This is a genomic window from Halomonas sp. CnH100-B, from assembly GCF_024124605.1.
Lineage (GTDB): Bacteria > Pseudomonadota > Gammaproteobacteria > Pseudomonadales > Halomonadaceae > Vreelandella.
This window is the reverse complement of record NZ_JAMXRX010000003.1, coordinates 444,806-468,100: the sequence shown is the minus strand read 5'-3', so window position 1 is coordinate 468,100 and position 23,295 is coordinate 444,806. Positions and strand designations below refer to the sequence as shown.

Below are 23,295 nucleotides of genomic sequence, written 5' to 3'. Positions count from 1 at the left end.
TCATTTGTACTCATGAGCATTGAAAACTTCCCAGGAGGGGGCATGGCACTCTGCACCGGATTGCACTTTACCGTGACGCTACCCGGCGTTGACGAGATCGCCGTGGTCGACTTCACCCACCGTGAAGCCCTCTCCCAGCCCTTCGAGCTGGTACTCAACCTCGCCAGCCGCGACGGTAGTCTCGATGCCGCCGAGTTACTCGACCGCGAGGCAAGCCTCACGATTTGGCAAGATGGCGAGCCCCTGCGCCGGGTGCACGGCATCATCAGCGAGTTTGGCCGGGGCGACCGAGGCCACCGCCGCACGTTTTACTCGCTGGTGCTGCGCCCCGCGTTATGGCGGCTTTCGCTGCGCCAAAACTCGCGCATCTTCCAAAAAGTCGACCCGCTGACCATCATTAATACCCTGTGCGACGAGCGGGGCATTACCGATGTGAGCTTTGCCGTCACCCGTGAACTCGCCGAGCGCGAGTACTGCGTGCAGTACCGGGAAACCGACCTCGCCTTTATCGAACGCCTCGCCGCCGAAGAGGGCCTGTTTTACTTTCATCTGTTTGATGAGAAAAGCGAGGAAAAAGAGGGTGGCACCCACCGCTTAATCTTTGCCGATGACCCTAAGGTACTGACCAACGTCGGCGAGCGCACTTACCATAGCCGTGCAGGTGGCACCGCCCCCACGCGCCATGTGCGCAAGCTCAGCCAGACCGCCCGGGTGGCCGCCGCCACGGCAACGTTGAAGGACTACAGCTTCAAAAACCCCGCCTACGCCCAGTTGCATGAGCACCTGGGCCGTGAGGTAGAAAGCCACGGTCAGCGCGACGATTACGAACACTACGACTACCCTGGCCGCTACAAGCAGGATGCCTCCGGCAAGCCCTTTACCCGTATTCGCCTGGAACAGCTCCGTCGAGAAGCTATCACGGCCAGCGCTGAAAGCGACCTGCCTGAACTCGCCCCTGGGGTGCGCTTCACCCTCACCGACCACGACACCGACAGCCTCAACCGCGACTGGCAGGCCATTGAAGTCAGCCACGTCGGCGAGCAACTCCAGGCCCTGGAAGGGGATGGGATGCTGGTCGGTAAAGAGGCTCAGGGTGACGCGAGTGGAATGACCCGCTATCACAACCACGTCACGCTGATCCCTGGGGATACCCCCTGGCGCGCCACGCCCAATCCCAAGCCCCGCGTCGATGGGCCGCAAGTTGCCTTTGTGGTCGGCCCAGAAGGTGAAGAGATCCACTGCGACGAGCACGGCCGGGTCAAGGTCCAGTTCCCCTGGGACCGCTACGCTGAACCCAACGACACCGCGAGCTGTTGGGTCCGTGTTGCCCAAGGCTGGGCAGGGGGTGGCTACGGCAGTATCGCCATTCCTCGGATAGGTCACGAAGTCATCGTCTCATTCCTGGAAGGCGACCCGGACCAACCGCTGGTTACCGGGCGCACCTACCACGCGGTGAACACCGCCCCGTACCCGCTGCCGGAACATAAAACCCGCACGGTACTGCGCACTCAGAGCCACAAAGCCGAAGGTTTCAACGAACTGCGCTTTGAAGACGAAGCCGGCGAAGAGCAAATCTGGCTCCACGCCCAGAAAGATTTAGAGCTTTTAACCCTCAACGACCGCACCGAAGAGATCCGCCACGACAGCTTTTTAAAGGTCAAGAACGACCGCATCAGCGAGATCGGTAACGACGACCACCACACGGTGCACGGCAACCGTTTTGAACACACCGAAGGCCAGCAGCACCTCACGGTACAAGGCACGCTGCACATCAAGGCAGGTCAAGCGTGGCTAAGCGAAAGCGGCCGCGAACTGCATATTAAGGCAGGCCACAAGGTTGTGCTGGAAGCCGGTAACGAACTCACCCTGAACGCAGGGGGCAGTTTTCTCAAACTAGATGGCGGTGGCGTGACGATGGTCGGCCCCAAAATACGCATCAATGCAGGCGGCAGCCCTGGCAATGGATCCGGGCAGGCAGTTGAAGGCCCGCTATTGCCGGGGCGGGCGGTGGCGGAAGTGCATGAGGCCATACCGCCTACCTCGCTACCCAAGCTAAAGGATTACCAACTCAGCGAAGCGGCCATCATGCCGCTGTGCGGTAAGATTAATGACACTCAGTGCAGTCGTGAGGATTGCCCATGTCTCGCTGGTTGAGCCAACTGGCGGAACGTACCCGCCACGCCCAAACGCTAACGGGAAGCCTCACGGCGAGCCAAACCGCCTATATGGTGCTCGATCAACGGCGTGCTCCCGAACAAAGCCGAACACTGCTGGCCTGCGAAGGCAAACGCGATTTTACGAGCCTATTTGCAGGCACCGCTTTATCGCCGTTGTTGGACGCCAGCCCTTGGCTGCTAGAACTCAGCGTGGGCAGTGCCGCTTGGCGGCATGCCCAAATCCTCTGCCACCAGCGCCTGGGATGGGTATGCCAGCCTGCCACCGACCAGACACTACTCAGTCTCGCCAACTATCTTCAGACGTTATTCGTGCTGGATGACTCACAGGGTGGCAAATCGCTCATCAGTCTTCAGCAGCCCGCCGTGTGGAGTGCGTTGTTGGCCAGCGCCCCCCCAACCTACCACGCCCAATGCTCGTCACTCCTGGGCCAGTTGGCCACTCCCACGCCACAGGGCCAATGGCTCCTCTGGCAGCCAGGCACATCCAAAGAGCCTGCCACCCCCACCTGGGCACTGACGAGCGATATGGAAACCGCACTGAAGGAGAGCCAGCAAGCGTGGTGGCTGAGCCGCATGACAGAGACGTCACTCACCTCTTTACCCGCTATATGGCTGGCTCGCATGAACACCCTGGTGAACGCAGGCATCAGCCGCTCTGATCATTTGAAACGCCTGCTACCGCTGATGACGGATGAAAGCGATAGGCTGCATGATCAGTTAGACATCATTCTCAACACCCACCTTCCTACACGCCAAAAAGTACAGCAGTTGGAGCGCCTGTTATGAGTGCCGAGCAAACCCAAGAGCGCCATTTGGACCCAGTGGTGGTGAATGTGTTTGAACCACCCGCGTCGGATGGTGAAAGCGCTGGTGAAAACGCAACGCATGTGTGTCAGGAGAAATGCTGGGCCGATATTGTGTACCTTCCCGGCACCCATACTTTTTGGCTGCTGACAGAAGAGGTCTCAGACATTTTGCTGGAGGCCGCCGAGCAGTTGAAGGCTTGGACCCAAGAAGAGGACGCATTCGAGCGACTTCGCCTGCTCAATGATGAAGCGGGTCTGATGGAGTGCTTGTTACCGACGAGAGCCGAAAATTTCCTCGACGAGAGTGAGCGAGCGCGTTACCAGTCATGTTTCGAGCAGTTGATCGACATCACGACCGATGACGAAGCCACACTTGAGGAGCGAATCGCACACCAACGCTCTTTTCTGGAAAGCCTTTGGCAGTTGACCACGCCAGCACTACTGAATCAATTGTCGCGTCATCTAACCAATTCGGAAGCGGTGCGACTGGAAAGTGAGCTAAGTGACCTTTATCAAGCAGGTTTGCAACGTGCTCAGGAAGCGGGCTACAGCGTAGAAGGCGAACGCTATTATGGCCCTTGGGAAGCTGAGATTGCAGAAGCATTGGAAACCTACCGCACGTGCCGAGCTGCGGCGCAGCGTGAATATCATTTCAACCCTGGTAGCGAAGGAGAGGCCACCCCTTTTTCACTACAAGAGGTGCTTGCCGAGTATCAAACCTTCATTGGCTTATGCGAATCCATGCCCCCTGAGGAGGCAGCGCAGGCGTGTCGTTTCGTAGGCTACGTACAGCAGTTGTCAGCGCAGCAAGAAAGCAAATACACCGACTACCTCAATAGCATCTTAACGCTCGCTTCCCTGGGGATTGCCACGCCTGAACTGGCGCTGTCGTTCGCGGATGATGGAGCACCACCGCTAGAAGACGGCGTGAGTGCCTTCGATACCTACTGCCGCACCCTGAAGCACAGCGTTGAGCTGCACCGTGCGGTCGAAGAAAAACTCAGCGAATGGGAAAGCGGCACGGCTGGCCATGCCAAGCTGCCTATCTTTCTATTCGAGCAAGAGCGGCAAAGCTATGAGCGCCTTCAGGAGACATTAGGTACGCTGTTCCAACAGGCGGATGCGGCCATCAAAAAAATGGAGCCCAGCCGCGTTTTGGTATGGCATACCGATCTCGACGATGACCGTCATGCCATGGGCTACCAGAAGCGTCAGATCGAACTGCTGGTGCGTCGTGACTTCCCCTTAAGAGAGTTCAGCTCTCCTCAGGCGGACCAATCGCTCAGCCACATCAGCCTGTATCAATTGATGCCCACCATGACGCCCATCGAGCGGCAACGGCTAGACACGGCGATGAACGCGGATGGCGTTCTGCCCGCTCAGCTATGGGAGTCACCAGAAACGGCGCTTTCGCAGTGGCTACTTGGGCGTGGGTGTGAACCCATCGAGCACCGAGGTGAGTGGCACGATGACCCATTGGGGTTCTTCCAGCCCGAGCGTTTTTTTGCGTACCTGGAGGAGCAAGGGCATGACATCGCTTCCCTAAACGGCGACAGCAAGGAGGGCTGGGGAGCCGCCTTGCAGAAAGTACTCTTTACGGGGCCAGGGCGTGAACAGCTACGCCTGTTCGATGCCAGCGCCCAGGCACAAATGATGCGACTAGTCGGCATGGCCAGATTTGATCTTAACGAGCCACGGGGTGACGATGAACGCGATACGCCATGGGAGATCGTCGCCCAGCAACCCACTCTCACCTTCTTCGACGCTGATCTTGAAATGAGCAGTGGGGGCAGCAATGGGCTTTCTACCACGCGGCGCGATGAGCTAGCCATTAAAAGGCCCTCCAATGGCCAATGGCAACTGGATGAGAGCGACCCAAACAAGACGGCAGCCTCGGTGGCCTACCGCTGGGAGGCCAAGGGTACCTTCAGCTTGGCACGGGGAGAGCTGCCCTTGGGGCGCCTAGTGCTTCCCCGTGAAGAGCAGGCCCAGCAAGTCGTTGCCACCCTACCTGAAGTGAACGAGCAGCGTGAACTGGGCCGTTATGTCGTCGTGGTGGATGCCGTAGCCAAAGGCTTTGCCGGTGCCAGCTTGGCCCTGGCCACCGAGACAGGCTTTTCGCTTGGCGAAGACGGGCTCAGTATTACCGGGATTGACTGGGCAAAACGGGAAGCCCAGGGCGCGACCATCGAAGCCTTCGCGGGTGCTCGGCTGGGCGTCGAAACACGTTGCTCGCTGAGCTGGGAGCCCCCCGCCAACCTGGAACGCATCCTCCCCGGCCGCGCAGCGCTCTCCGACTTGAGCATGGCCAATCCCAACCAGTCACTCACTGGATGGCGCAATCTGGGCACTGCCACCCTGACGGTGGAGCTTGCAGCAGGCTTAGGGGGGACACTCGGTTTTGCGCTGGGCATGCAGAACGGTAAGTTCGTGTTGCGCATGGCCGCGCGTGTCGTCATCGGCAAGGGCGCCGGGGGCGGGCTCTCGGTAGAGCTGGATGTCGATAGCCTAGACCTGTGGCTCGCCATGCTCCATCGGGCCATGGTGGACAACAACTACGTGAAGCCCGAGTGGATCGATCAAGACGCTTACGACAGCATGAGCTGGCTGGGCTACCTCGCTACCACAACCCTGCTGAACGTCGGCCTACTGGCAGCACGAGGACAAGCCGGTATTGAACGACTCTACAACGCCATGACAGGCGGCCAAAATGCTGGGCCGATTGCTTATGTGATTGCAACGCGCGATGGGGAGGACTTAGAACACATGAAAGCGTGGGTACAACAACTCACGCCTGACTCGCTCGGGGCCTTGCTCTACTTGCTCGTTAGCGAGCCGCGGGCATTTGAAGTAGAAGAGCCCGGTAGGGGGAGGAGTGCCGGCAGAAGCCAACGCTTTAACGCTCAGGAAGCACTAGATTTTCAGCAGATGGCCATTGCCAACTGCTTGGGCTGGATAGTGGAAGGCGTGACCATGAGTGTTTACGGCCCGCTTTGCCGCTTCAGTCGCGACGACCCCACCCCTTCGCAGTACCTATTTACCAAAGCAGTGGTCAGGATGACCGCCGACGGTCAGCCTCCGCATAATTACCCAGACACCGCTTACCATAACCATAAGCTTGCCTTAGATCGGTTTATGGATCAGGTTTCAGGAACAGGTAATCGTCAAGTAACTATTTCCAAAGGTAATTACCGTCGCCATATTGCAGGCTTGGGCACTGAAGTCTGTGCAAGCTAATTAAAGCCGCTATGTAAAGGAATGACACAATGCGCTCAATTACTCTGACGATGCTAGCCAGTTTAACGCTAACGTCCTTTCTGCCACTCGCATGGGCACTGGATGACAAGGCGCAAGCTGCCAAGGATGAAGGCATGCGCCTATACAATTCACATCAGCGTTCTATCAGCACGCCTTATTTGGAAAAAGCAGCAGAGGCTGGTGATGCCGAGGCGATGTATTACCTGGGCGAAGTGAACCGTTTACGGCATATGGGGATGAACCAAGCCGCTCTTCATTGGTACTACCAAGCGGCCCAACACGGTGAACCTTACGCCATGCTTCGCCTGTTCGATGGCGGTGCCTGCGAAGTAGGCGATGTCTGCCCGGAAAAAGGTGACGACTGGCCTCAGACGGCACTGGAACTTACCCTACCCAAAGCCGAGGCGGGTGACCCTGAGGCGATGTCAGTCCTGTATGACATCTACTTCTACGTTGAAGAGCCCGACGAAAAAAAAGCCATGGATTGGTTACTGCGTGCCGCTGAGGCAGGCCATGTGGAATCCATGAACTTGCTCGGCAAAATCGCCCGTAACGATGAAGAGAGTTACGCCAGCGACACTGAGCGCTTAGAAGCCGCAGAGCCATGGTTCCGTCAAGCTGCAGAGGCGGGCTATGCGCCAGCGATGAATAATCTTTCAGTAGTTTTGAACCAACTGGAGCGTAATGATGAAGCATGGGAATGGATGATGAATGCATCCGCAGCTGGTCATATCAATGGGCGCTTATGGCAAGCTTCCTGTTATTTCCAGATAGATGAAGAAGGTACTGACATTTGCCAAACCGAAAAAGACCCAGCCAAGGGTTGGGCCATTCTTCTGGCATTACAAGAGGAAGTTCCGGGCAGCAGCTCTGAAAATGCACTCACATATTATGGACATGGCAATCTCGTTACTCCCGAACAGCGCGAGGAAGGAGAGCGTATGATGGATGAGTGGCTGAACCTCGAACCGCCCCTCTCCTACTTCCCAGAGAAGTTTGGTCCCTGATGTCGTTACTGCAACGCTTGAGCTGGCGGGCAATACTAGCCGGACTAACGCTGACAACGCTCGTGGTGCCGAAATCCTGGGCACTGGATGACGAGGCGCAAGCTGCCAAAGAGGAAGGCATGCGGCTATATGGTACAAGTAGACCCCAAACAGCTATACCTTATTTGGAACAAGCGGCCAGCGCAGGGGATGCAGAGGCGATGTATTACCTAGGCGAAGCGAACCGCCGCTTAGTAATGGACGGCATGAACCAAGCCGCACTAGACTGGTACTACCAAGCAGCCCAACACGGTGAACCTTACGCCATGCTTCGCCTGTTCGATGGCGGTGCCTGTGAACTAGGCGATGTCTGCCCGGACAACGGCGACGACTGGCCTCAGGCGGCACTGGAACTTAGCCTGCCCAAAGCCGAAGCGGGCGACCCTGAGGCAATGTCCGTCCTGTATGACATCTATTTCTACGTCGAAGAGCCCGACGAAGAAAAGGCCATGGATTGGTTACTGCGCGCCGCCGAGGCAGGCCATGTGGAATCCATGAACTGGCTTGGTGAGCTTGCCCGAAACGATGAAGAGAGTTACGCCAACGACACTGAGCGCTTAGAAGCCGCAGAGCCATGGTTCCGCCAAGCCGCAGAGGCGGGCTATGCACCAGCGATGAATAATTTGGCTGCTATTCTGACCAATTTAGGACGCAACGATGAAGCTTGGGAGTGGATAACAAAGGCTTCTGAGGCAGGACATATAAATGGCCGCCGATGGATAGTGGCTTGCCATATTGTGCCTGATGAAGAGGGGCGGAACTTATGTAATTCAGCACCAAAGCCAGATCCAGTCCAAGGATGGGCAATGATGCTGGCAATCCAAGAAGAAGTGCCAAACACATACTCAATAGCCACCACAGAGCGTTTTGGTGAACAATCCCCCCAGAACAGCGCGAGGAAGGAGAACGCATGATGAATGAGTGGCTCAACCTCGAACCGCCCCTCTCCTACTTCCCAGAGAAGTTTGGCCCCTGATGTCGTTACTGCAACGCTTGAGCTGGCGGGCAATACTAGCCGGACTAGCGCTGACAACGCTCGTGGTGCCGCACGCCTGGGCACTGGATGACGAGGCGCAAGCTGCCAAGGAAGAAGGTATGCGGCTGTACAATTCAAATCAGCGTTCTATCAGCACGCCTTACCTGGAAAAAGCAGCAGAGGCTGGTGTTGCCGAGGCAATGTATTACCTGGGCGAAGTGAACCGTTTACGGCATATGGGGATGAACCAAGCCGCCTTAGATTGGTACTACCAGGCAGCTCAACACGGTGAACCCTACGCCATGCTTCGCCTGTTCGATGGCGGTGCCTGTGAACTAGGTGATGTCTGCCCGGACCACGGTGACGACTGGCCTCAGGCGGCACTGGAACTTACCCTGCCCAAAGCCGAAGCGGGTGACCCTGAGGCGATGTCCGTCCTGTATGACATCTACTTCTACGTCGAAGAGCCCGATGAAGAAAAGGCTATGGACTGGTTACTGCGCGCCGCCGTGGCAGGCCATGTGGAATCCATGGACTTGCTCGGCAACATCGTCCGAAACGATGAAGAGAGTTACGCCAACGAGACTGAGCGCTTAGCAGCCGCAGAGCCATGGTTCCGTCAAGCCGCCGAGGCGGGTTATGCGCCAGCAATGAATAATTTGGCTATTACATTGAGTCATTTAGAACTTTATGAAGAAGCATGGGATTGGATGAGCAAAGCTTCTGAGGCAGGGCATATTAATGGTAGGCAATGGCTAGCATCCTGTTACATAGAGCCTGAAGCAGAAGGCCGTCAAATGTGTCAAACAGAGAAAGACCCTGCTAAGGGCTGGGCTATTATGCTTGCCAGGAATGAAGAAGTGCCCGGCACCTCCTCAGAAAGAGCACTACGGGTTTATAACGATAGCGTCACCCAAGAACAGCGCGAGGAAGGAGAGCGCATGATGGATGAGTGGCTCAACCTCGAACCGCCCCTCTCTTACTTTCCAGAGAAGTTTGGCCCCTGATGCCGTTAATGCAACGCTCGGATTGGCGGGCCGTGTTAGCCGGACTAACGCTGACAACGTTCATGATACCGCTCGCCTGGGCACTGGATGACGAGGCGCAAGCTGCCAAGGATGAAGGCATGCGGCTTTAGGTATTAGCAAACGCCAAACAACTCCCCTCTGTTCAGAACAAGCAGCAAAATTTGGGAGTGTAAAATGGTAAATTTGTGTTACGCACCACCAGTTTCTAAAAATATTAGCAGAAACCAATTGAAGCAGCGCTCACTATCACGTTCTACTTACCTAATATGATCAAAAATGTATAGCAATGAACTCACTAACCCTACGAACATGTTCTGCGCATGGTTACACATCTGATGTATCGAGATGCAACATTAGGCTGGACGGCTCTTGAAGGGAAAGCCTTGCCAGAGAGTTTGCCCCCATGGCAACTGACAGTAGATGAAGCTCGCTGGCAATCCCTACACGGTGAGCCGGAGGTTATGCAGTTGACCGCCGAGTTAGTCGATTTTTCACCGTCATTATTTGAAGGAATATGTCTTTGCGAGCGACCCCGTCAGGTGGCTAAAGCGCTAATGCAAGCCAGCAACTATGGTTTAACCGCCATTGCCGACAAAAGAACCTTTGTTTATGTGCAATTAAGCCAGGGTAGTGACACTTGGTCATCAGAAGATATGCAAGGTCTTTTACAGCGCGCGTCTGGCGGTGAAGCCACGCTGGCTGATTTACTGACAACCACTTACCAGCAGGCTGAGGAGTGTTAGTTCGCTGGGCAATAAGCCGTTTTATGCGTCTGATACCTGTTTGGCTTCAGATAGTATTGGCCGCCTTAGTTATTGTATGGCTTGCATGGAGCATGCTATTTAACCCATCAATAAGTGGTTCTTTAATAGGACATAATCATACTGATAGGCCCATTGGCAGCTTCTGGCTAGATGACAATTGGGGCGGAAATCTATCCGCTTACTCTAGCGGTCTATATACAAGAGGTAGTGCTACCTGTTGCTGGTCTTTTAAAGGAGACTCTGTTGAGGTTGTGTGGGTTCTAAGTATGACGGGAGAGCAGAAGCGACAGGGAATTGAGGAAGAGAGACGTAGCGTAAACCTCTCTATGCCAGCGTATAGCCAAGAAGATCAGTATTTGCATGTCCACTTTCTCTCTGACAATCAAGTCGAGCTTGCTTGGAGTCCAGACTTACAGTCTCCGCTTTCTGAGCGACTCCAAGATAAGCAACATAGCTATGAATAATGATAATTACTGTGCGGAATTCATTATAAAAAAAAGGAATTATTTACCATGTTAGTTCGCTGGGCAATAGGCCGCTACATGCGCCTCATACCCGTTTGGCTTCAGGTGTTGCTAGGTGCAATGATTACTGTATGGCTAGCTTGGAGCATGCTTTTTAGCACATCAAAGAGTGGTTCTTTAATGGGTCACAATCTTACTGAGAGGCCTATTGGTAGTTTTTGGGTTGATGGTAATTGGGGGGGGGTAATCTATCCGCCTATTCTGGAGGTTTATATACAGGAGGTGGAACTACCTGCTGTTGGTCCTTTAAAGGAGATTCTCTTGAGGTAGTTTGGATTCTAAGCATGACAGGAGAACAGACACGCCAAGGGATAGAGGAGGAAAGGCATAGCGTAGAACTTCCCATGCCAGAACATAAGCGAGAGGACCAGTATCTACACGTATATTTTCTCCCAGATAACCAAGTCGAGTTTGCTTGGAGCCCTGACCTGCAATCTCCTCTGTCTGAGAAACTTCGAGAAGAGGTTCAAAATGATTGACCAGAGTACACTGGAGTGCATCCAAGCGTTGAGCGTGAATAACTGTATTACTTAAATGAGTATCTAGGGGCTGACTGCAACCAGACAATTGATATTGGTTTCTTTTTTGATGGCATTAGCAGAAATCTTGAGCAAGATATACAAAGCCGAAAAGTAAGTAATATTGGTCGTTTATATAGCGCTTATCCAGAAAGAGCCCACAGTACCATTGCTCATAAATTTAATAGGCATTATTACTCAGGCCTTGGAACATCTTTCGATTCCAGCTTTTCTGACGATGTGGTGGGTGCTGCGCATCGTGTTCCTGGCGAAGCCGTCGGAACGGGTGAAGGGCAACTGCGCTCCAGTGGAACGGATGCAGCAAAAGAAGTGCTCTTTGGTGGTGGTTCGGGGCGTTGGTACGAGGTTTTTGGACGTTCATTTAAAGTATCCATAACTCAACCCTGGAACTGGGTAAAAGCAGCCCGGGATGCCGCTATTCGCACGGGTATTGAAGCCGCTGCCCTTATCCGGGACACCTCCATTGCCGCCAACCTGTTAATGAGTGGAAGCCACACCCGCATCTCCTCCGCTGTTCGCGATTTCCACAATAGCGTTGCTGATGTTAAGCAAAACAGTGAGCTACCGTTGGCCCGAATACGTGTCTCTGTCTTTGGCTTCGATTTTGGTTCCGCCATGGCAAAAGCATTTGTACGGCGGCTGCTGGATGAAGTGTGCAATCGGGGAGCGCTTTGTTTATCAGGACAGCGATGTGGAGGTGGTATTTGTAGGCTTGTTGGACTGTGTGGATCGTACCCATGCCGAGATGGGACTGCTGGATTGGTTTCACCCGATAAGCCCGGCGCTTGATGATGGCGGAGAGTTACACCCAGGTTGCCAGCGAGCGTTGCATCTAGTCGCAGCTCATGAGCGGCGTTTTTACCGCCGCTGCCGTCCGCTTGGAACGGAAAACTCTCAGTGGCATGAAGAACTGTGCCCCGGCATTAGCGAAGATATAGGCGGTGGCCTAGTAGCCGACGAACAGAAAGCAAGCGCAGAATTATCGCGTGCTGCCCTGCATCGCATGTATCGCCGTGCCACTATCGCCGGCGTCCCTTTCCCACCGCTAGACACGCTAAGAGAACAGAACGAGTTTACTGCTCAAATGTTTGAGCTGAACGATCAAATCGAAGGCTATTCATTACCCGCCTTAGCACGCCACTATCAACGATATACCAATTCTCTACAAAGCCCCACAGCTGAAAACTTCCGTTCCCATACACTTGTTTATCTGGCCTGGCTAGCGCAACGTTACCGCGACTATCAGGATACGCTAGCCGCTCTAGAAACACGCGAAGATGCGTTGCCTAACCGTTATTACCATCGCACCATTGGTTCACTGGTGGCATCTATCTCTGGGGAGCAAGAAGAGTGGTCACTTCAGAGGGCTGAGCAAGCCGAGATTGATGCAGCTATAAACTCATTAAAGCAGTCTTGGGGCTGGCTAGAAGATGTTGACAGCGAGGCAAGGGATATATGCCGACGCGAACGTTCATCAGACAGGAATACCTATTTGCATGCGCGGGCGACGCTTCGTCACCACTCTCAATTAGCTAACATGTGGTATCAGTGGACAAGAGAAGAGTCGCCTCCTGAGCTACCCGAGCCAGTAGGGCTGCTGTTTGCTTATGGATTGCATGACAAGCAGCCCGAAGAGATGACCTATCGAAATCGACAGCCCTCACAGCTTGTTGGCGGGTATCGTTTTATGACGTGGCGGGGTATTGATCAACCTGAAGAATAAAGTCGCTAATTAATACCCTTTACTGGCCAACCACGCTTTCAAAAAAGCAATTTCACTCTCTTGGGCGGCGATAATGTCCTCGGCCAGTTGACGAATTTCATCATCTTCGCCGTGCTCCAGCACGATTTCCGCCATGGCGATAGCACCCTCATGGTGAGGAATCATGCCCTGCGCAAAGTCCACATCCGGATCACCCGTAAAAGCCATGTTCATATCTTTGTGCATGCGGTCATTCAAGGCTTGATAAGCGATGACAGTAGGATTGTCGCTATGGGCAGCGCTGTGCTCTCCCCCATGCTGCTGATGGCCGCCATGCCCCTCTTCTGTGTGTTGGTGCGCATAGCTATTCGAGGAGATTAAAAAGCCTGACAGCAAACAAAGGCCCAATACCGGCATAACAAGTGGCTTTGCAGATACCGCACTCAGTGCAACATAACGAGACATAGACTTCTCCCTGATGGACGAACGCATGACCTTGGGGTGACAACCATCAACACTTGTCAGGACAAACTGAACGAAGTGTAAAACCTACAGGCTGCCCACAGGTCAAGATGCGCTAAGTACGTTACTCTGGTAAACATCCTTAATCGCTAGCCATGGAGTAGATATGGACTGGAACCCTGCTTACAGCTGGCTGGTGATCGCCTTGCTGTTGAGCCTAGCCGAACTGACCTCTGGCGCGATGGTGCTGTTGGCGCTCGGCATCGCGGCGGCGCTCACCGCCGCCGTCACGGCTTTGGGACTATCGCTGCCCTGGCAGTTGCTCAGCATGGGCATCTTTGCGGGGGTGCTGGTGCCGTTAGGCGTGATGGTGATTCGGCCACGCTTCTCCCCCAAAGGCGTTGCCTACGGCACCACCGGTACCGGCGTAGAAAAAGGCAATTGCTATACCACGCTGATTCGTGAGTATGACAATGCCACAGGGATTAAAGTGAACGGCGATTTTTATCGTATACGTGTGCTCGAAAGTGGCCAAACAGAGCTGCCCGAAGGCACCCAAGTGGTGTTCAAACACTTTGAAGGCACGACCGCTCTGGTGAATGTATTGTCACCTGAAGCACTCGATAGTGAACGCAGTACGCCCGACACCAAGGAGTTTTAAAATGGATTTACCGATTAGCCCCGGCCTATTGATTAGCCTGATTGTTGTCATCATTGGCATTTTGATCATCTCAAAAGGCTTGGTGATTGTTCGCCAGTCGGAAGTGATGGTGATTGAACGCCTCGGCTCTTTTCACCGCGTGTTAGAGAGCGGCATTAATATCATCATTCCATTTATCGAACAGCCCCGCGCCATCACCATGCTGCGCTATCGCAAAATGGGCGAGGAGTACACGGCCATCACTACTGATGAGACCCGCATCGACCGCCGCGAAACGGTGATGGATTTTCCCGGCCAGCCCGTGGTGACCACGGATAACGTCACGGTGCGCATCAACGGCGCGCTGTATTACCAAATCATCGACCCCAAGCGGGCGGTCTATGAAGTCGAGAACATGAGCCAAGCCGTGGAGGTATTAGCGAAAACCACGCTGCGCTCGGTGGTGGGTAAAATGGAGCTGGATAAACTGTTTGAGTCTCGTGCAGAGGTCAACAACGAGATTCAGGCGGCGATGGAAGAGCCTGCGTCTAAATGGGGCGTGAAAATTTCCCGGGTGGAAGTGCAGGATATCGCCATGCCGGAAGAGGTCGAGTCGGCCATGCGCCTGCAAATGGCCGCCGAGCGGAAGCGGCGCGCCACAGTGACCGAAGCCGAGGGTGAAAAGTCAGCCGCCATTGCCATGGCCCAGGGCCAGCGTGAATCTGCCATCCTAAACGCCCAGGGCGATAAAGAGTCCGCTATTCTGCGCGCCCAAGGTGAGCAAGAATCTATTAAGCTGGTGCTTAGCGCTATAGGCGCTAGCGAGGAGAACAAGCGTACGGTGGTGGGTTACCTGCTTGGCCAAAGTTATATCAAAGTGCTGCCCACCATGGCGAAAGACGGCGAGCGAGTGTTCGTGCCTTACGAGTCTTCTGCTCTGCTGGGTTCCATGGGGATGTTCCGTGAAATGGCAGGCTCCCCAGAAGACACCGTGTCCCATCATCTAAAAAGCCGCTCCGGTCAGGAAAGCGGCTTAAGAAGTGGCATTCTCGGTGGTGCCAGTAGCAGCTAGCGCGTCACGCTGTAAACCACTGGCACGGTACTGCTCAACCTATGATGCCGTGTCAGTGGCTAGAAAGTGCTCCATAAACACTTGGTAGTCTTGATTCACACAGTCGGCGTAGGCCTTAGCAAGCGTTGAGACCACGCCGATAAACTGCTCCTCACGCCCTTCTAACCGCTGGCATACCGCGTCGGCAAACGGTGAGGCTTTGCCTCGGTTAAGTGCCTGCGCACCGCGCAGGTGTTCACGGGCCAGAATCTCGCCCCACTGGCGCGCCAGCTTGCGGTAGGCTTTACCGCCAGAGAGCTTGTGGGTGGGGTAATCTTTTTTGAAAGGCGAGCGTTCGCGAACCGAAAACACCTTGCCGTTCATGGTCAACCAGCCAAGGTAGGCATCCGGGTGCTCCGCAATGGCATGGAACGCCGCGGCATGGCGAATGCCTTCATTGGGAAACAGCTTGCGCCACGCCTGCTGCTGCGCTTTGTCCATCAGGCGGTAGGCCTCTGGCGTGACCTGCTCTTTGATGTCCAGAATCACATCGTCGTGTTCGTGGTCCGCCCCGCCTTCGATTAGCACGTAGTACCGCTCGACGCCCAGCGACCCAGTGCCTGCATCCAAGCGCCGGGCGGTGTCTTTGACGAAGAAGTGCTGCGGGTCGCTCTCCTTGATGGGGTGCTGCAGCGTTTGCTGGTACTCCTGCTCAATGATGCGCCGTAGCTGGCTTGCCACATCGGCAGGCAGATTGGCGAGCTTGCCGGGGCGCTCGGCAAACTGACGCCCGTTATCTGGGTCTAGCGTCGTCCACTTCTCCAGCATGCGCGCACGGCTCTGTTTATCGGCCACCTTGCCCATAAAGGATTTGAGCGGGTCTTTGGCGCTATCCAGCGTAATCGCATGGATCGCCACGTCATCCTCACGATGAATGCTAAGGGTATCCATATACCCTTCTAACAGCTTGCTCAGCGCTTTATCAATGGCTTTGGGGCTCAGCTCGGCGTTCTCGCGGGCATCCAGCACTAGGCTAATCGCCAGCCGCCACACGTCGTACTGGTAATCCCCAATCAACGCATCGTCGAAGTCATCCATGCCGTAGCGTACTTGGTCATCGTGATGGCCGTAAGCGCCAAAATTGTAGGCATGGGCATCGCCCTGAAGCCAGGTTTGCGTATTCGGCCAACCGCCGAACAGCGCAAAGCGCCAGTCGTGCCATACGTCTTGCCAATAAAGGTGATTTGAGCCTCGAAAGAAGCGATAGGGAGAGGCCGCCATTTTGGCGTATTTCGCCTGCCGATGCGCCGCGCTTAGCGACGCATTCGCCTGTTGAATGGCCTCAATGACCTGCTGAGGGCGGTTATGTCCTGTCAATGCGTGGCTCATACAGTCCCTTTATGTGTGCATTAAATCGCTTAGGTTAAGCGTAGACGATGCACGTTAACAGATTAAGACACCTGCTTGCCCAAACGCGTCAGACCACGGGGCGCTGAAATGCGAAAGAAGCGCTCGACCACCTCTTCACGCGTAGCAGGGGTCACTAGCGACACCAGCACAAACAGCGGCAAATTGACCATCAGCCCCCAAAACCCTGCATGAATGCCGAGCGGATGCCGCCATAAGGTGGTGAACGCCACGGTAACCACAAAACCGCCTAAAATGCCCGCCATAACGCCCAGCCTTGAGGCGCGAGACCAAAAGAACATGCCGATAAAGGCGGGCAAAACCTGCGAAGCAAAGCCAAGCCCCACCAGCAAAATCATCACCAGGCTCCCCGGCTCAGCAATCGCCAGCGGCGCAATCACCAGAAACATAATGGGCAGAATCAAAAGACGCGCCAGCTTGGCGGTGGTGCCCTCCGAGAGCTTGAGCAACGGCTGCAGCACGTCTTTACTCACAGAAAGGGAGACCGAATGAATAAACGGCTCGCTGGAGGACATAGAGGCGGCCAAGGTGCCCGCGCCCAGCAGTCCAACTAACACCACGGGCAAGTGCTGCATAGCGTACTCCAGCACCACGGTATCTGCCCGCGCCAGCTCCGGCAGCGAGAAAATACCGATAAAGCCCACCACCACCATGGGCAGAATCACCACGTAGTAGGTGGGTAGCCACGTCGCGCTGCGGCGAATGGTCCGCGCTGAAGAGGCGCTCATCCACTGCGTCCAGACGGGGGGCATAAACGAGAACATCGAGACGATGATCGACGTGGTCCAAAAGCTAAAACTCATATCGTCACCCGCACCGGGTAGGGTCAGAAACTCGGGGTGCTCGGCGGCGATGCGTTCAAACACCCCCGCAAAACTCAGTCCGCCGGTGGCACTGTGTATGGCCCACAGGCCTACCGCCCAGGCCACCACCAGCATCAGCACGCCCTGGAACGCGTTGGTGCGGCCAATCGCCCGCTGCCCGCTGGCGTAGAGATAAACGGCAATGCAAGCCAGCACCAACAGCACGCCCAACCAAACAGGAATCTGCCCGCCGCTCATCACGAACAGAATATAAGCAGAGCCAATCGTTTGTAGCACCGCGTAGGCCACGGAGCCTACCGCCATGACCAGCGCGGACAGCGCCCCCAACGCGGGGCTTTGATAGCGGTCGGCAATGGCGCTTGCCTGCGTCACATGGCCAAACTGCTCGCCGAACTGCCATACCTTTGGCCCGAAATACCACGCCACCAGCGCCAAATACGCCAGATAAATCGCTACATAAAAAACCGCCACGCCTTTGGAATAAGCCCAGCCCGGCGCGCCCATGAAGGTGTAAGCACTCACACTGCCCGCCGCGATTAGCAGGTAAAGCGTCACCGGCCCCATGCTGCGCCCCGCCACGCCCCACTCTTCAAGACTGTTCATTGAGCGGCCTGCCCGTGCGCGAAGGCCGATCAGCATAGCAGTGGCAACATATAACAGCGTAATGACCAGCGGCCAGGCACTACTCATGGTCGTCTCGCTCTACAATGCGGTTGCCCACTAGCATGACTGCCACGCAGGCAAACATGATCACGTAGCTCCACACCACCAGCAGCGGCAGTCCCATCACCAGCGTGGCCCGGTTCACCCAACCAATCACTGGCCAAATACCGGCCAATACCAGCGCCACAAAGGCAATGAAAAGCCCCCAGCCCGCCCGGGACGTGGGCAGCACTAAAAAACGTCGCATGTCATATCCATAAGATGATGAAAAGAAGTGGTAGCCTCAGCGGCTGTCATGGCGGTGTCACGGCACATTGCCACACTAGGCCGCAATGCCAGCCGTTAAGCCGCTTATGATGAAGATTTTAATGCTTTCCGACGTCTACTTCCCCCGGGTGAACGGCGTTTCCACGTCGATTGAAAGCTTTCGTGGGGCGCTGGAGCGCTTGGGCCACGAAGTACATCTGATTTGCCCTCGCTATATGGATCACGCCAACGAAGACCCGCACCTTTGGCGTATCGATTCACGAGGCGTATTAGGTGACCCGGAAGACCGCATGATGCGCTACCAAGCCATCATGGCGCTGGTTCCGTCACTGCACGCCATCGAGTTCGATCTGATCCACATTCACACCCCGTTTGTGGCGCACTACGCGGGCGTGGCATTAAGTAAACGGCTCGGCGTACCCGTGGTGGGCACCTACCACACGCTGTTTGAAGAGTATCTACACCACTACGTGCCGTGGCTGCCTCGCCGCAGCCTGCGCTTTGCCGCCCGGCGATTTTCGGTGCACCAGTGCCATCAGCTCTCCGCCGTCGTCGCTCCTTCGTCCGCCATGACCACTGCTCTCACCGCCTATGGCGTTCGCTCCCCGATCGCGACCATCGCAACGGGCTTGTCGCTCACTCATTTCGTCGTGCAAACCGTTGGTGGAGAGTTTCGCAAGCGTCATGGCCTCCCAACACAGGGTCGACTGCTGCTGTTTGTAGGTCGCGCCGCATATGAGAAAAATATCGGCTTTCTGATCGATATGCTGCCTCAGGTGCGCCACCTGCACCCGGAGACTCACTTGGTGATCGTCGGCGAAGGCCCGGCACTCGCCTCACTGAAACAGCATGCCCAGCAAGCAGGCCTCTCCGATGCGGTTCACTTTTTAGGCTACCTTCCGCGGGATGGCGCACTTCAAGATGCCTACCGAGCAGCCGATGCCTTTGTGTTTGCCTCCCGCACCGAAACCCAAGGCTTAGTGCTGCTGGAAGCCATGGCGTTGGGCACTCCGGTCGTCTCAACCGCCATCATGGGCACTCAAGATGTATTGCAACAGGATGAGGGCTGCCTGATCGCGGAAGAGCACCCTGCCCGCTTTGCAGAACACGTCAGCCGACTGCTCTCTGATGACGCTCTTCGCACCACCCTCACCCACCGCGGCCAAGCCTACGCCCAGCGTTGGAATGAAGATACCAAAGCCGAAGCACTGGCAGCGCTGTATGAGAGCCAATGCCCTAAGGGGTTTGCTTCATCGCCTGCTTAACCATCCAGCGTGGTTACAACTTGCCCGGCAACTCCCACGATTCGCAATATGGGAGTCATGACTCTTACTCACGCGAGACGCCATCTCATCGGACTCGTTTGACGTAGTACTCCCTCAGCATCCCAATCATTCCAACCCGTAAAAGGAATGGGCTGTTCGCTACCAATAGACATCAGGCGAGATACCCACGTCTCTTTACAAGCCTCTAAGTGTCTCAGCATAGCGGCCTCTTCTTGGTAACGAATTCCTCCTCCTTGGATACCGTAGTTCACCTGCGGCGCTAGAACGCCGAAGCCGACGTAATACAAGGATGAATGAATTGGCCAAAGCCATTGAGCCATGTTACCTGCGCGGCCAAAGGGCTGAAATGCTTTCTCGGGTGATCCGGCAGTGACCGAAAGCATTGCCATTTTTCCTCGAAAATAGCCTCGATCATAACGCATCCGACTGGAGTAACGCCCTCCATACACCAGTACACGATCAAACCAGCCTTTCAAAATAGCAGGTTGGGCGTGCCACCATAATGGAAACTGGAAGATAACTAGATCCGCTCGTTCCAACCTTTCTAGCTCGCGCTGAACATCTTGCGGTAACGTGCCTTGCTGGTAGTGATCTCTTTGCTGGTTCAGCGGGTAAAAATAATCAGCGTCTACATCATGATGCGAATAGTGCTGAACACGTTCTACTGGATCAAACTGCTCACTATAGAGATCATTCACCTCTACAGAGTGACCAGCTTCCATAAGCTGTGTAACAGCCACATCTACAAGCCCCCCGTTAAATGATTTACGTTCTGGATGAGCCAAAACAATTAACACATGCATACTAAGCCTCACCTTTTGATTAGTTCACCATCAGGCTAACCTGTTTGCGTATGATCAAAAATTGGCAAAAAATGAGAATCAGGCTTGCATGAATGAACAACAAATAAGATGGGACGATCTGCAAATTGTGCTAGCAATTGCCGAGGCGGGTTCGCTCTCCGGTGCTAGCCGCACGTTGCGTATCAGCCATGCGACCGTCTTTAGACGTTTAAACGAACTGGAGCGGGGGCTGAGAGTGACCCTTTTTGAGCGCAGCCGCACAGGTTATACGCCAACCTTGGCAGGAGATGACTTGGCGGCCTCTGCTAAGCGGGTGCAAAGCGAAATCAACGGGGTGGAACGCCGGGTTATTGGGCAAAATTCAACCCTAACCGGCAGCCTGAGAATCACCACCACCGACACACTTTTCGCAGGTCTACTCTCGCCATTAATGGCAAGCTTTCGTCGATGCTACCCAGATATTACGTTGGAAGTCGTGATCTCTAATCAACTGCAAAGTTTGTCACGGCGCGAAGCGGATATAGCGGTTCGCCCAACTCGCAAACCACCCGAAACCCTGGTAGGCCGCAAGGTTATAGATATCACTCAAGCGGTTTATGGCCAAAAATCACTTTGGTTAAACACGTCTCTGCCGATGCAAACAAGCTCACTCCCATTAGAAAACTGGATAGGCCCGGATGTTCATCTGGGCGATGCTACGCTGGAAAAGTGGATGATGGATAAAAACGCCGCTTACCGGCTGGACAGTATGCTAGGCATGCAAACAGCGGTTCGCCACGGTGCAGGAATTGCGGTGCTGCCCTGCTACCTTGGCGATGCAGATAATGCCCTTATACGCCTAAGCGACCCTATTGAGGAGTTAACTACTCAACTCTGGCTGCTCACACATCCGGATTTGCGCCATGTGACCCGTGTTTGCACGTTTATGGATGTAATGACAGAGAGGATCCGAAGATAATAATTTCTCATCCACAATATTTGAATATTGTGGATGTTTTACCGTTACAGACTAGCTCACTACTGTTCAAACCCTATTAGAAACTGCTTAAGCAGGTCATCAAGCTGTATCTGTTGTTCTTTAGTCAGCCCACTTACCAGTTGTGCCTGTGTCTCCACGTGGGCAGTCACCGCTTCATCGATCAGATCAAATCCGCGTTGTGAAAGTGAGATCAGAAAACCACGCCCATCGGCAGGATTCTTAACTCGCTCGACCAGCCCTACCTTCTCCAACTGATTGATACGGTGAGTCATGGTGCCCGAGGTCACCATGGTGGATGCCATCAAATCCCCAGGCGATAGGGCATAGGGCACCCCCTCACGTCGCAGCGTTGCCAAAACATCAAAGCTCGCGTCAGTCAGCCCGTATTTCGCCCAGGTCTTCTCCATAGCACGCATTAACGCCTGATTGAGCCGTTTGATACGCCCTATAGTACCCATTGGTGCGACATCAAGATCAGGCCGTTCCTGTTGCCACTGCTTGAGAATGTTATCTACATGATCCATAGGAATAGTGTGCACCTAATTACCTTGACGTCAAGATTGATCGCACATACCTTGATATCAAGATATTAACAGAAACGTGCTGTCGAGAACTTCACTAATGCCGCCATCGAACACCACCCGCCTGCCTTCAACGCAACATGCCAAGCTCGCCCCGCTGCTGTACCTATTGTCAGGGGGTGCTTTGCTTGGCCTATCAACGAATTTAGCTAAATTTGCAAACGACGCGCAGCTATCAGCGCTTTCGTTTCTATATTGGTCTATTTCGGGCGCAGCGCTCATTCTGATGGCACTCGCAGTCTACCGACGCAATTTGCCACCAGTGACCATTCATACCGTCGAATATTACCTGATCTCTGCGCTACTAGGCGTGGCAGGTGCCAACTTGCTCTTTTTCTCAGCGATTCCCCACGTTGGCGCTGGGTTTGTCGCATTAATCATCACCCTGCCGCCGCTGCTCACTTACGTAGGTGCTTTAACGCTAAAAATGGAACGCTTTCGGCTCTTACGAGCGGCTGGGGTCCTATCAGCTCTGGCGGGAGCGTTCACCCTCGCGTTTCATAAGCTCTCTGCTCCTGATGCGGACTACCTCTGGATTTTTCTCGCCTTGGTCGGCCCAGTGCTGCTGGCCATCGGCAACCTCTACCGGACCCTGCGCTGGCCAGTGGGGGTATCTAGCGATGCACTGGCACCCGGGATGCTGATTGCCGCTTCTCTTATTCTGCTGGCAGTAGGTCAACTGCCCAATTTCTCGCTTCACGTACCCACAGACCGGTATCTGCCGATTGTTTTAATTACCGTGCAAGCAGTGGTGTTCGCTGGCCAATTTTTACTGCTCTTTCTACTGCAAAAAAGCGGTGGTCCGGTATTGCTGAGCCTATTGGGCTCCGTAGGTGCCGTGGTGGGTGTTCCAGTCGCTATCTTGCTGCAGGGTGAAACTGCTCCAGAGGGCTTGTTGCTCGGTATTCTTCTGATCGGCGCAGGTATTACGCTGCTTAATATTGGCAAAATAAAGCAATCGCCTAGTCAGCAGAGTGCTAACAAAAAGAGTCAACATCAGGGCAAAGCAATGACTTCCCACGTTCGACTCGGTAAGAAACGTTAACTCACTTTTATCACACAATACGCCGCTCCATGGCATGCACTGCGTCTTCGGTGTTCAGCACGCGAAACCCCATGCGTTCGTATAAAGCGATAGCGGGATTGGTACAAAAGACTCGCAGCCGCAATCGGTGAATCCCCGCTTGCCGGGCATGCGCTTCGGCGAAGTGGAGCGCCGCCGTTCCCAAGCTTTGGCGCTGCCACGGCGGGGCAATTTGCAGCTCTCGAATATGGTAGGCGTCACCTTCCTGATGGAGGCATAGCACGCCCACTGGGGTCGCATTGATGACTAACTCAAAGCTCTCTAACTCACGCCACTGCTGATGGAACAGGGCGGAGTCCCAGTGCCATCCTAGCTGCTGGTGGTAAGCCGCCATGTTGTGACGAATGGGCGTTTCGGCAAACGTTTTGTCGTTTGTCGGCCGGATCACAGGCGTCATCTTTTAACAC

General features: G+C 54.8%; 22 protein-coding genes. 15 read left to right on the top strand and 7 right to left on the bottom strand.

Annotated elements, in window-relative coordinates; all coding sequences use genetic code 11:
• Positions 1 to 42 precede the first annotated feature (42 nt).
• The 10 genes from tssI (at position 43) to NH398_RS08800 (ending at position 12,841) form a co-directional block, all read left to right on the top strand.
• The gene (tssI, locus tag NH398_RS08840) at positions 43 to 2,154 is read left to right on the top strand and encodes a type VI secretion system tip protein TssI/VgrG (protein WP_253017927.1); all 2,112 of its coding nucleotides are present in this window, start codon (positions 43 to 45) and stop codon (positions 2,152 to 2,154) included.
• The gene (locus tag NH398_RS08835; protein WP_253017925.1) at positions 2,139 to 2,963 is read left to right on the top strand and encodes a DUF4123 domain-containing protein; all 825 of its coding nucleotides are present in this window, start codon (positions 2,139 to 2,141) and stop codon (positions 2,961 to 2,963) included. Before tssI ends, NH398_RS08835 begins: the two co-directional genes overlap by 16 nt.
• The gene (locus NH398_RS08830; RefSeq protein ID WP_253017923.1) at positions 2,960 to 6,220 is read left to right on the top strand and encodes a hypothetical protein; all 3,261 of its coding nucleotides are present in this window, start codon (positions 2,960 to 2,962) and stop codon (positions 6,218 to 6,220) included. Before NH398_RS08835 ends, NH398_RS08830 begins: the two co-directional genes overlap by 4 nt.
• A gap of 29 nt (positions 6,221 to 6,249) precedes the next feature.
• Positions 6,250 to 7,248 (top strand): tetratricopeptide repeat protein, encoded by a 999-nt coding sequence (locus NH398_RS08825; protein ID WP_253017922.1) that lies wholly within the window; start codon positions 6,250 to 6,252, stop codon positions 7,246 to 7,248.
• Positions 7,248 to 8,201: a tetratricopeptide repeat protein gene (locus tag NH398_RS08820; RefSeq protein WP_253017920.1), complete on the top strand. Its 954-nt coding sequence runs from the start codon at positions 7,248 to 7,250 to the stop codon at positions 8,199 to 8,201. The genes NH398_RS08825 and NH398_RS08820 overlap by 1 nt, the downstream gene beginning before the upstream one ends.
• Positions 8,202 to 8,262: 61 nt before the next feature.
• Complete coding sequence (locus tag NH398_RS08815; RefSeq protein WP_253017918.1) at positions 8,263 to 9,270, top strand: tetratricopeptide repeat protein; 1,008 nt, start codon at positions 8,263 to 8,265, stop codon at positions 9,268 to 9,270.
• A complete protein-coding gene (locus NH398_RS16740) occupies positions 9,270 to 9,401 on the top strand; it encodes a hypothetical protein (protein WP_290441437.1) in 132 nt (43 codons plus the stop codon). The genes NH398_RS08815 and NH398_RS16740 overlap by 1 nt, the downstream gene beginning before the upstream one ends.
• Positions 9,402 to 9,611: 210 nt before the next feature.
• Positions 9,612 to 10,034, top strand: coding sequence for a hypothetical protein (locus NH398_RS08810; protein WP_253017916.1), 423 nt, complete (start codon positions 9,612 to 9,614; stop codon positions 10,032 to 10,034).
• A gap of 23 nt (positions 10,035 to 10,057) precedes the next feature.
• Positions 10,058 to 10,519, top strand: a complete 462-nt coding sequence (locus NH398_RS16810) for a DUF3304 domain-containing protein (protein ID WP_366070380.1) — start codon at positions 10,058 to 10,060, stop codon at positions 10,517 to 10,519.
• A gap of 1,083 nt (positions 10,520 to 11,602) precedes the next feature.
• On the top strand, positions 11,603 to 12,841 hold the full coding sequence (locus tag NH398_RS08800) for a DUF2235 domain-containing protein (protein ID WP_366070334.1): 1,239 nt from the start codon (positions 11,603 to 11,605) through the stop codon (positions 12,839 to 12,841).
• Positions 12,842 to 12,850: 9 nt separating this feature from the next.
• Here NH398_RS08800 and NH398_RS08795 read toward each other — a convergent pair whose 3' ends face one another.
• Complete coding sequence (locus tag NH398_RS08795) at positions 12,851 to 13,285, bottom strand: DUF305 domain-containing protein (protein WP_253017914.1); 435 nt, start codon at positions 13,283 to 13,285, stop codon at positions 12,851 to 12,853.
• 163 nt (positions 13,286 to 13,448) lie between these two features.
• On the opposite strand from NH398_RS08795, the gene NH398_RS08790 reads away from it, so the two are divergent.
• Together NH398_RS08790 and NH398_RS08785 are read left to right on the top strand one after the other, a co-directional pair.
• Entirely contained in the window at positions 13,449 to 13,943 is a 495-nt protein-coding gene (locus NH398_RS08790; RefSeq protein ID WP_253017912.1) for a nodulation efficiency, NfeD-like protein, read from the top strand.
• A 1-nt stretch (position 13,944) separates the two neighbouring features.
• Positions 13,945 to 14,994, top strand: a complete 1,050-nt coding sequence (locus NH398_RS08785; RefSeq protein ID WP_253017910.1) for an SPFH domain-containing protein — start codon at positions 13,945 to 13,947, stop codon at positions 14,992 to 14,994.
• Between the two features lie 39 nt (positions 14,995 to 15,033).
• On the opposite strand, the gene NH398_RS08780 is transcribed toward NH398_RS08785, so the two are convergent.
• The 3 genes from NH398_RS08780 to NH398_RS08770 form a co-directional block, all read right to left on the bottom strand.
• Positions 15,034 to 16,362: a DUF2252 family protein gene (locus NH398_RS08780; RefSeq protein WP_253017908.1), complete on the bottom strand. Its 1,329-nt coding sequence runs from the start codon at positions 16,360 to 16,362 to the stop codon at positions 15,034 to 15,036.
• A gap of 62 nt (positions 16,363 to 16,424) precedes the next feature.
• Entirely contained in the window at positions 16,425 to 17,915 is a 1,491-nt protein-coding gene (locus NH398_RS08775; protein ID WP_253017906.1) for a sodium:solute symporter family protein, read from the bottom strand.
• Entirely contained in the window at positions 17,908 to 18,135 is a 228-nt protein-coding gene (locus NH398_RS08770; protein WP_083024844.1) for a hypothetical protein, read from the bottom strand. Before NH398_RS08770 ends, NH398_RS08775 begins: the two co-directional genes overlap by 8 nt.
• Before the next feature lie 106 nt (positions 18,136 to 18,241).
• Between NH398_RS08770 and NH398_RS08765 the strand changes: the two genes are divergently transcribed.
• Complete coding sequence (locus NH398_RS08765; RefSeq protein WP_253017904.1) at positions 18,242 to 19,420, top strand: glycosyltransferase; 1,179 nt, start codon at positions 18,242 to 18,244, stop codon at positions 19,418 to 19,420.
• 68 nt (positions 19,421 to 19,488) lie between these two features.
• On the opposite strand, the gene NH398_RS08760 is transcribed toward NH398_RS08765, so the two are convergent.
• On the bottom strand, positions 19,489 to 20,244 hold the full coding sequence (locus tag NH398_RS08760; RefSeq protein ID WP_253017902.1) for an NAD(P)H-dependent oxidoreductase: 756 nt from the start codon (positions 20,242 to 20,244) through the stop codon (positions 19,489 to 19,491).
• 88 nt (positions 20,245 to 20,332) lie between these two features.
• On the opposite strand from NH398_RS08760, the gene NH398_RS08755 reads away from it, so the two are divergent.
• Positions 20,333 to 21,202, top strand: coding sequence for a LysR family transcriptional regulator (locus NH398_RS08755; RefSeq protein ID WP_253017901.1), 870 nt, complete (start codon positions 20,333 to 20,335; stop codon positions 21,200 to 21,202).
• A gap of 59 nt (positions 21,203 to 21,261) precedes the next feature.
• Here the strand turns inward: NH398_RS08755 and NH398_RS08750 are convergent, their stop codons facing one another.
• Positions 21,262 to 21,747, bottom strand: a complete 486-nt coding sequence (locus NH398_RS08750; RefSeq protein ID WP_253017899.1) for a MarR family transcriptional regulator — start codon at positions 21,745 to 21,747, stop codon at positions 21,262 to 21,264.
• A 97-nt stretch (positions 21,748 to 21,844) separates the two neighbouring features.
• Here NH398_RS08750 and NH398_RS08745 point away from each other — a divergent pair, with 97 nt between their 5' ends.
• Positions 21,845 to 22,849, top strand: a complete 1,005-nt coding sequence (locus NH398_RS08745; RefSeq protein ID WP_253017897.1) for a DMT family transporter — start codon at positions 21,845 to 21,847, stop codon at positions 22,847 to 22,849.
• A gap of 10 nt (positions 22,850 to 22,859) precedes the next feature.
• Here the strand turns inward: NH398_RS08745 and NH398_RS08740 are convergent, their stop codons facing one another.
• Positions 22,860 to 23,285 (bottom strand): GNAT family N-acetyltransferase, encoded by a 426-nt coding sequence (locus NH398_RS08740; RefSeq protein WP_253017895.1) that lies wholly within the window; start codon positions 23,283 to 23,285, stop codon positions 22,860 to 22,862.
• Positions 23,286 to 23,295: the final 10 nt, after the last annotated feature.

Bases quoted from the DNA above. Each gene is read 5' to 3' on its own strand.
- tssI (WP_253017927.1), top strand. From the start codon at position 43: ATGGCACTCTGCACCGGATTGCACTTTACCGTGACGCTACCCGGCGTT.
- NH398_RS08835 (WP_253017925.1), top strand. From the start codon at position 2,139: ATGTCTCGCTGGTTGAGCCAACTGGCGGAACGTACCCGCCACGCCCAA.
- NH398_RS08830 (WP_253017923.1), top strand. From the start codon at position 2,960: ATGAGTGCCGAGCAAACCCAAGAGCGCCATTTGGACCCAGTGGTGGTG.
- NH398_RS08825 (WP_253017922.1), top strand. From the start codon at position 6,250: ATGCGCTCAATTACTCTGACGATGCTAGCCAGTTTAACGCTAACGTCC.
- NH398_RS08820 (WP_253017920.1), top strand. From the start codon at position 7,248: ATGTCGTTACTGCAACGCTTGAGCTGGCGGGCAATACTAGCCGGACTA.
- NH398_RS08815 (WP_253017918.1), top strand. From the start codon at position 8,263: ATGTCGTTACTGCAACGCTTGAGCTGGCGGGCAATACTAGCCGGACTA.
- NH398_RS16740 (WP_290441437.1), top strand. From the start codon at position 9,270: ATGCCGTTAATGCAACGCTCGGATTGGCGGGCCGTGTTAGCCGGACTA.
- NH398_RS08810 (WP_253017916.1), top strand. From the start codon at position 9,612: ATGGTTACACATCTGATGTATCGAGATGCAACATTAGGCTGGACGGCT.
- NH398_RS16810 (WP_366070380.1), top strand. From the start codon at position 10,058: ATGCGTCTGATACCTGTTTGGCTTCAGATAGTATTGGCCGCCTTAGTT.
- NH398_RS08795 (WP_253017914.1), bottom strand. From the start codon at position 13,285: ATGTCTCGTTATGTTGCACTGAGTGCGGTATCTGCAAAGCCACTTGTT.
- NH398_RS08790 (WP_253017912.1), top strand. From the start codon at position 13,449: ATGGACTGGAACCCTGCTTACAGCTGGCTGGTGATCGCCTTGCTGTTG.
- NH398_RS08785 (WP_253017910.1), top strand. From the start codon at position 13,945: ATGGATTTACCGATTAGCCCCGGCCTATTGATTAGCCTGATTGTTGTC.
- NH398_RS08780 (WP_253017908.1), bottom strand. From the start codon at position 16,362: ATGAGCCACGCATTGACAGGACATAACCGCCCTCAGCAGGTCATTGAG.
- NH398_RS08775 (WP_253017906.1), bottom strand. From the start codon at position 17,915: ATGAGTAGTGCCTGGCCGCTGGTCATTACGCTGTTATATGTTGCCACT.
- NH398_RS08770 (WP_083024844.1), bottom strand. From the start codon at position 18,135: ATGCGACGTTTTTTAGTGCTGCCCACGTCCCGGGCGGGCTGGGGGCTT.
- NH398_RS08765 (WP_253017904.1), top strand. From the start codon at position 18,242: ATGATGAAGATTTTAATGCTTTCCGACGTCTACTTCCCCCGGGTGAAC.
- NH398_RS08760 (WP_253017902.1), bottom strand. From the start codon at position 20,244: ATGCATGTGTTAATTGTTTTGGCTCATCCAGAACGTAAATCATTTAAC.
- NH398_RS08755 (WP_253017901.1), top strand. From the start codon at position 20,333: ATGAATGAACAACAAATAAGATGGGACGATCTGCAAATTGTGCTAGCA.
- NH398_RS08750 (WP_253017899.1), bottom strand. From the start codon at position 21,747: ATGGATCATGTAGATAACATTCTCAAGCAGTGGCAACAGGAACGGCCT.
- NH398_RS08745 (WP_253017897.1), top strand. From the start codon at position 21,845: ATGCCGCCATCGAACACCACCCGCCTGCCTTCAACGCAACATGCCAAG.
- NH398_RS08740 (WP_253017895.1), bottom strand. From the start codon at position 23,285: ATGACGCCTGTGATCCGGCCGACAAACGACAAAACGTTTGCCGAAACG.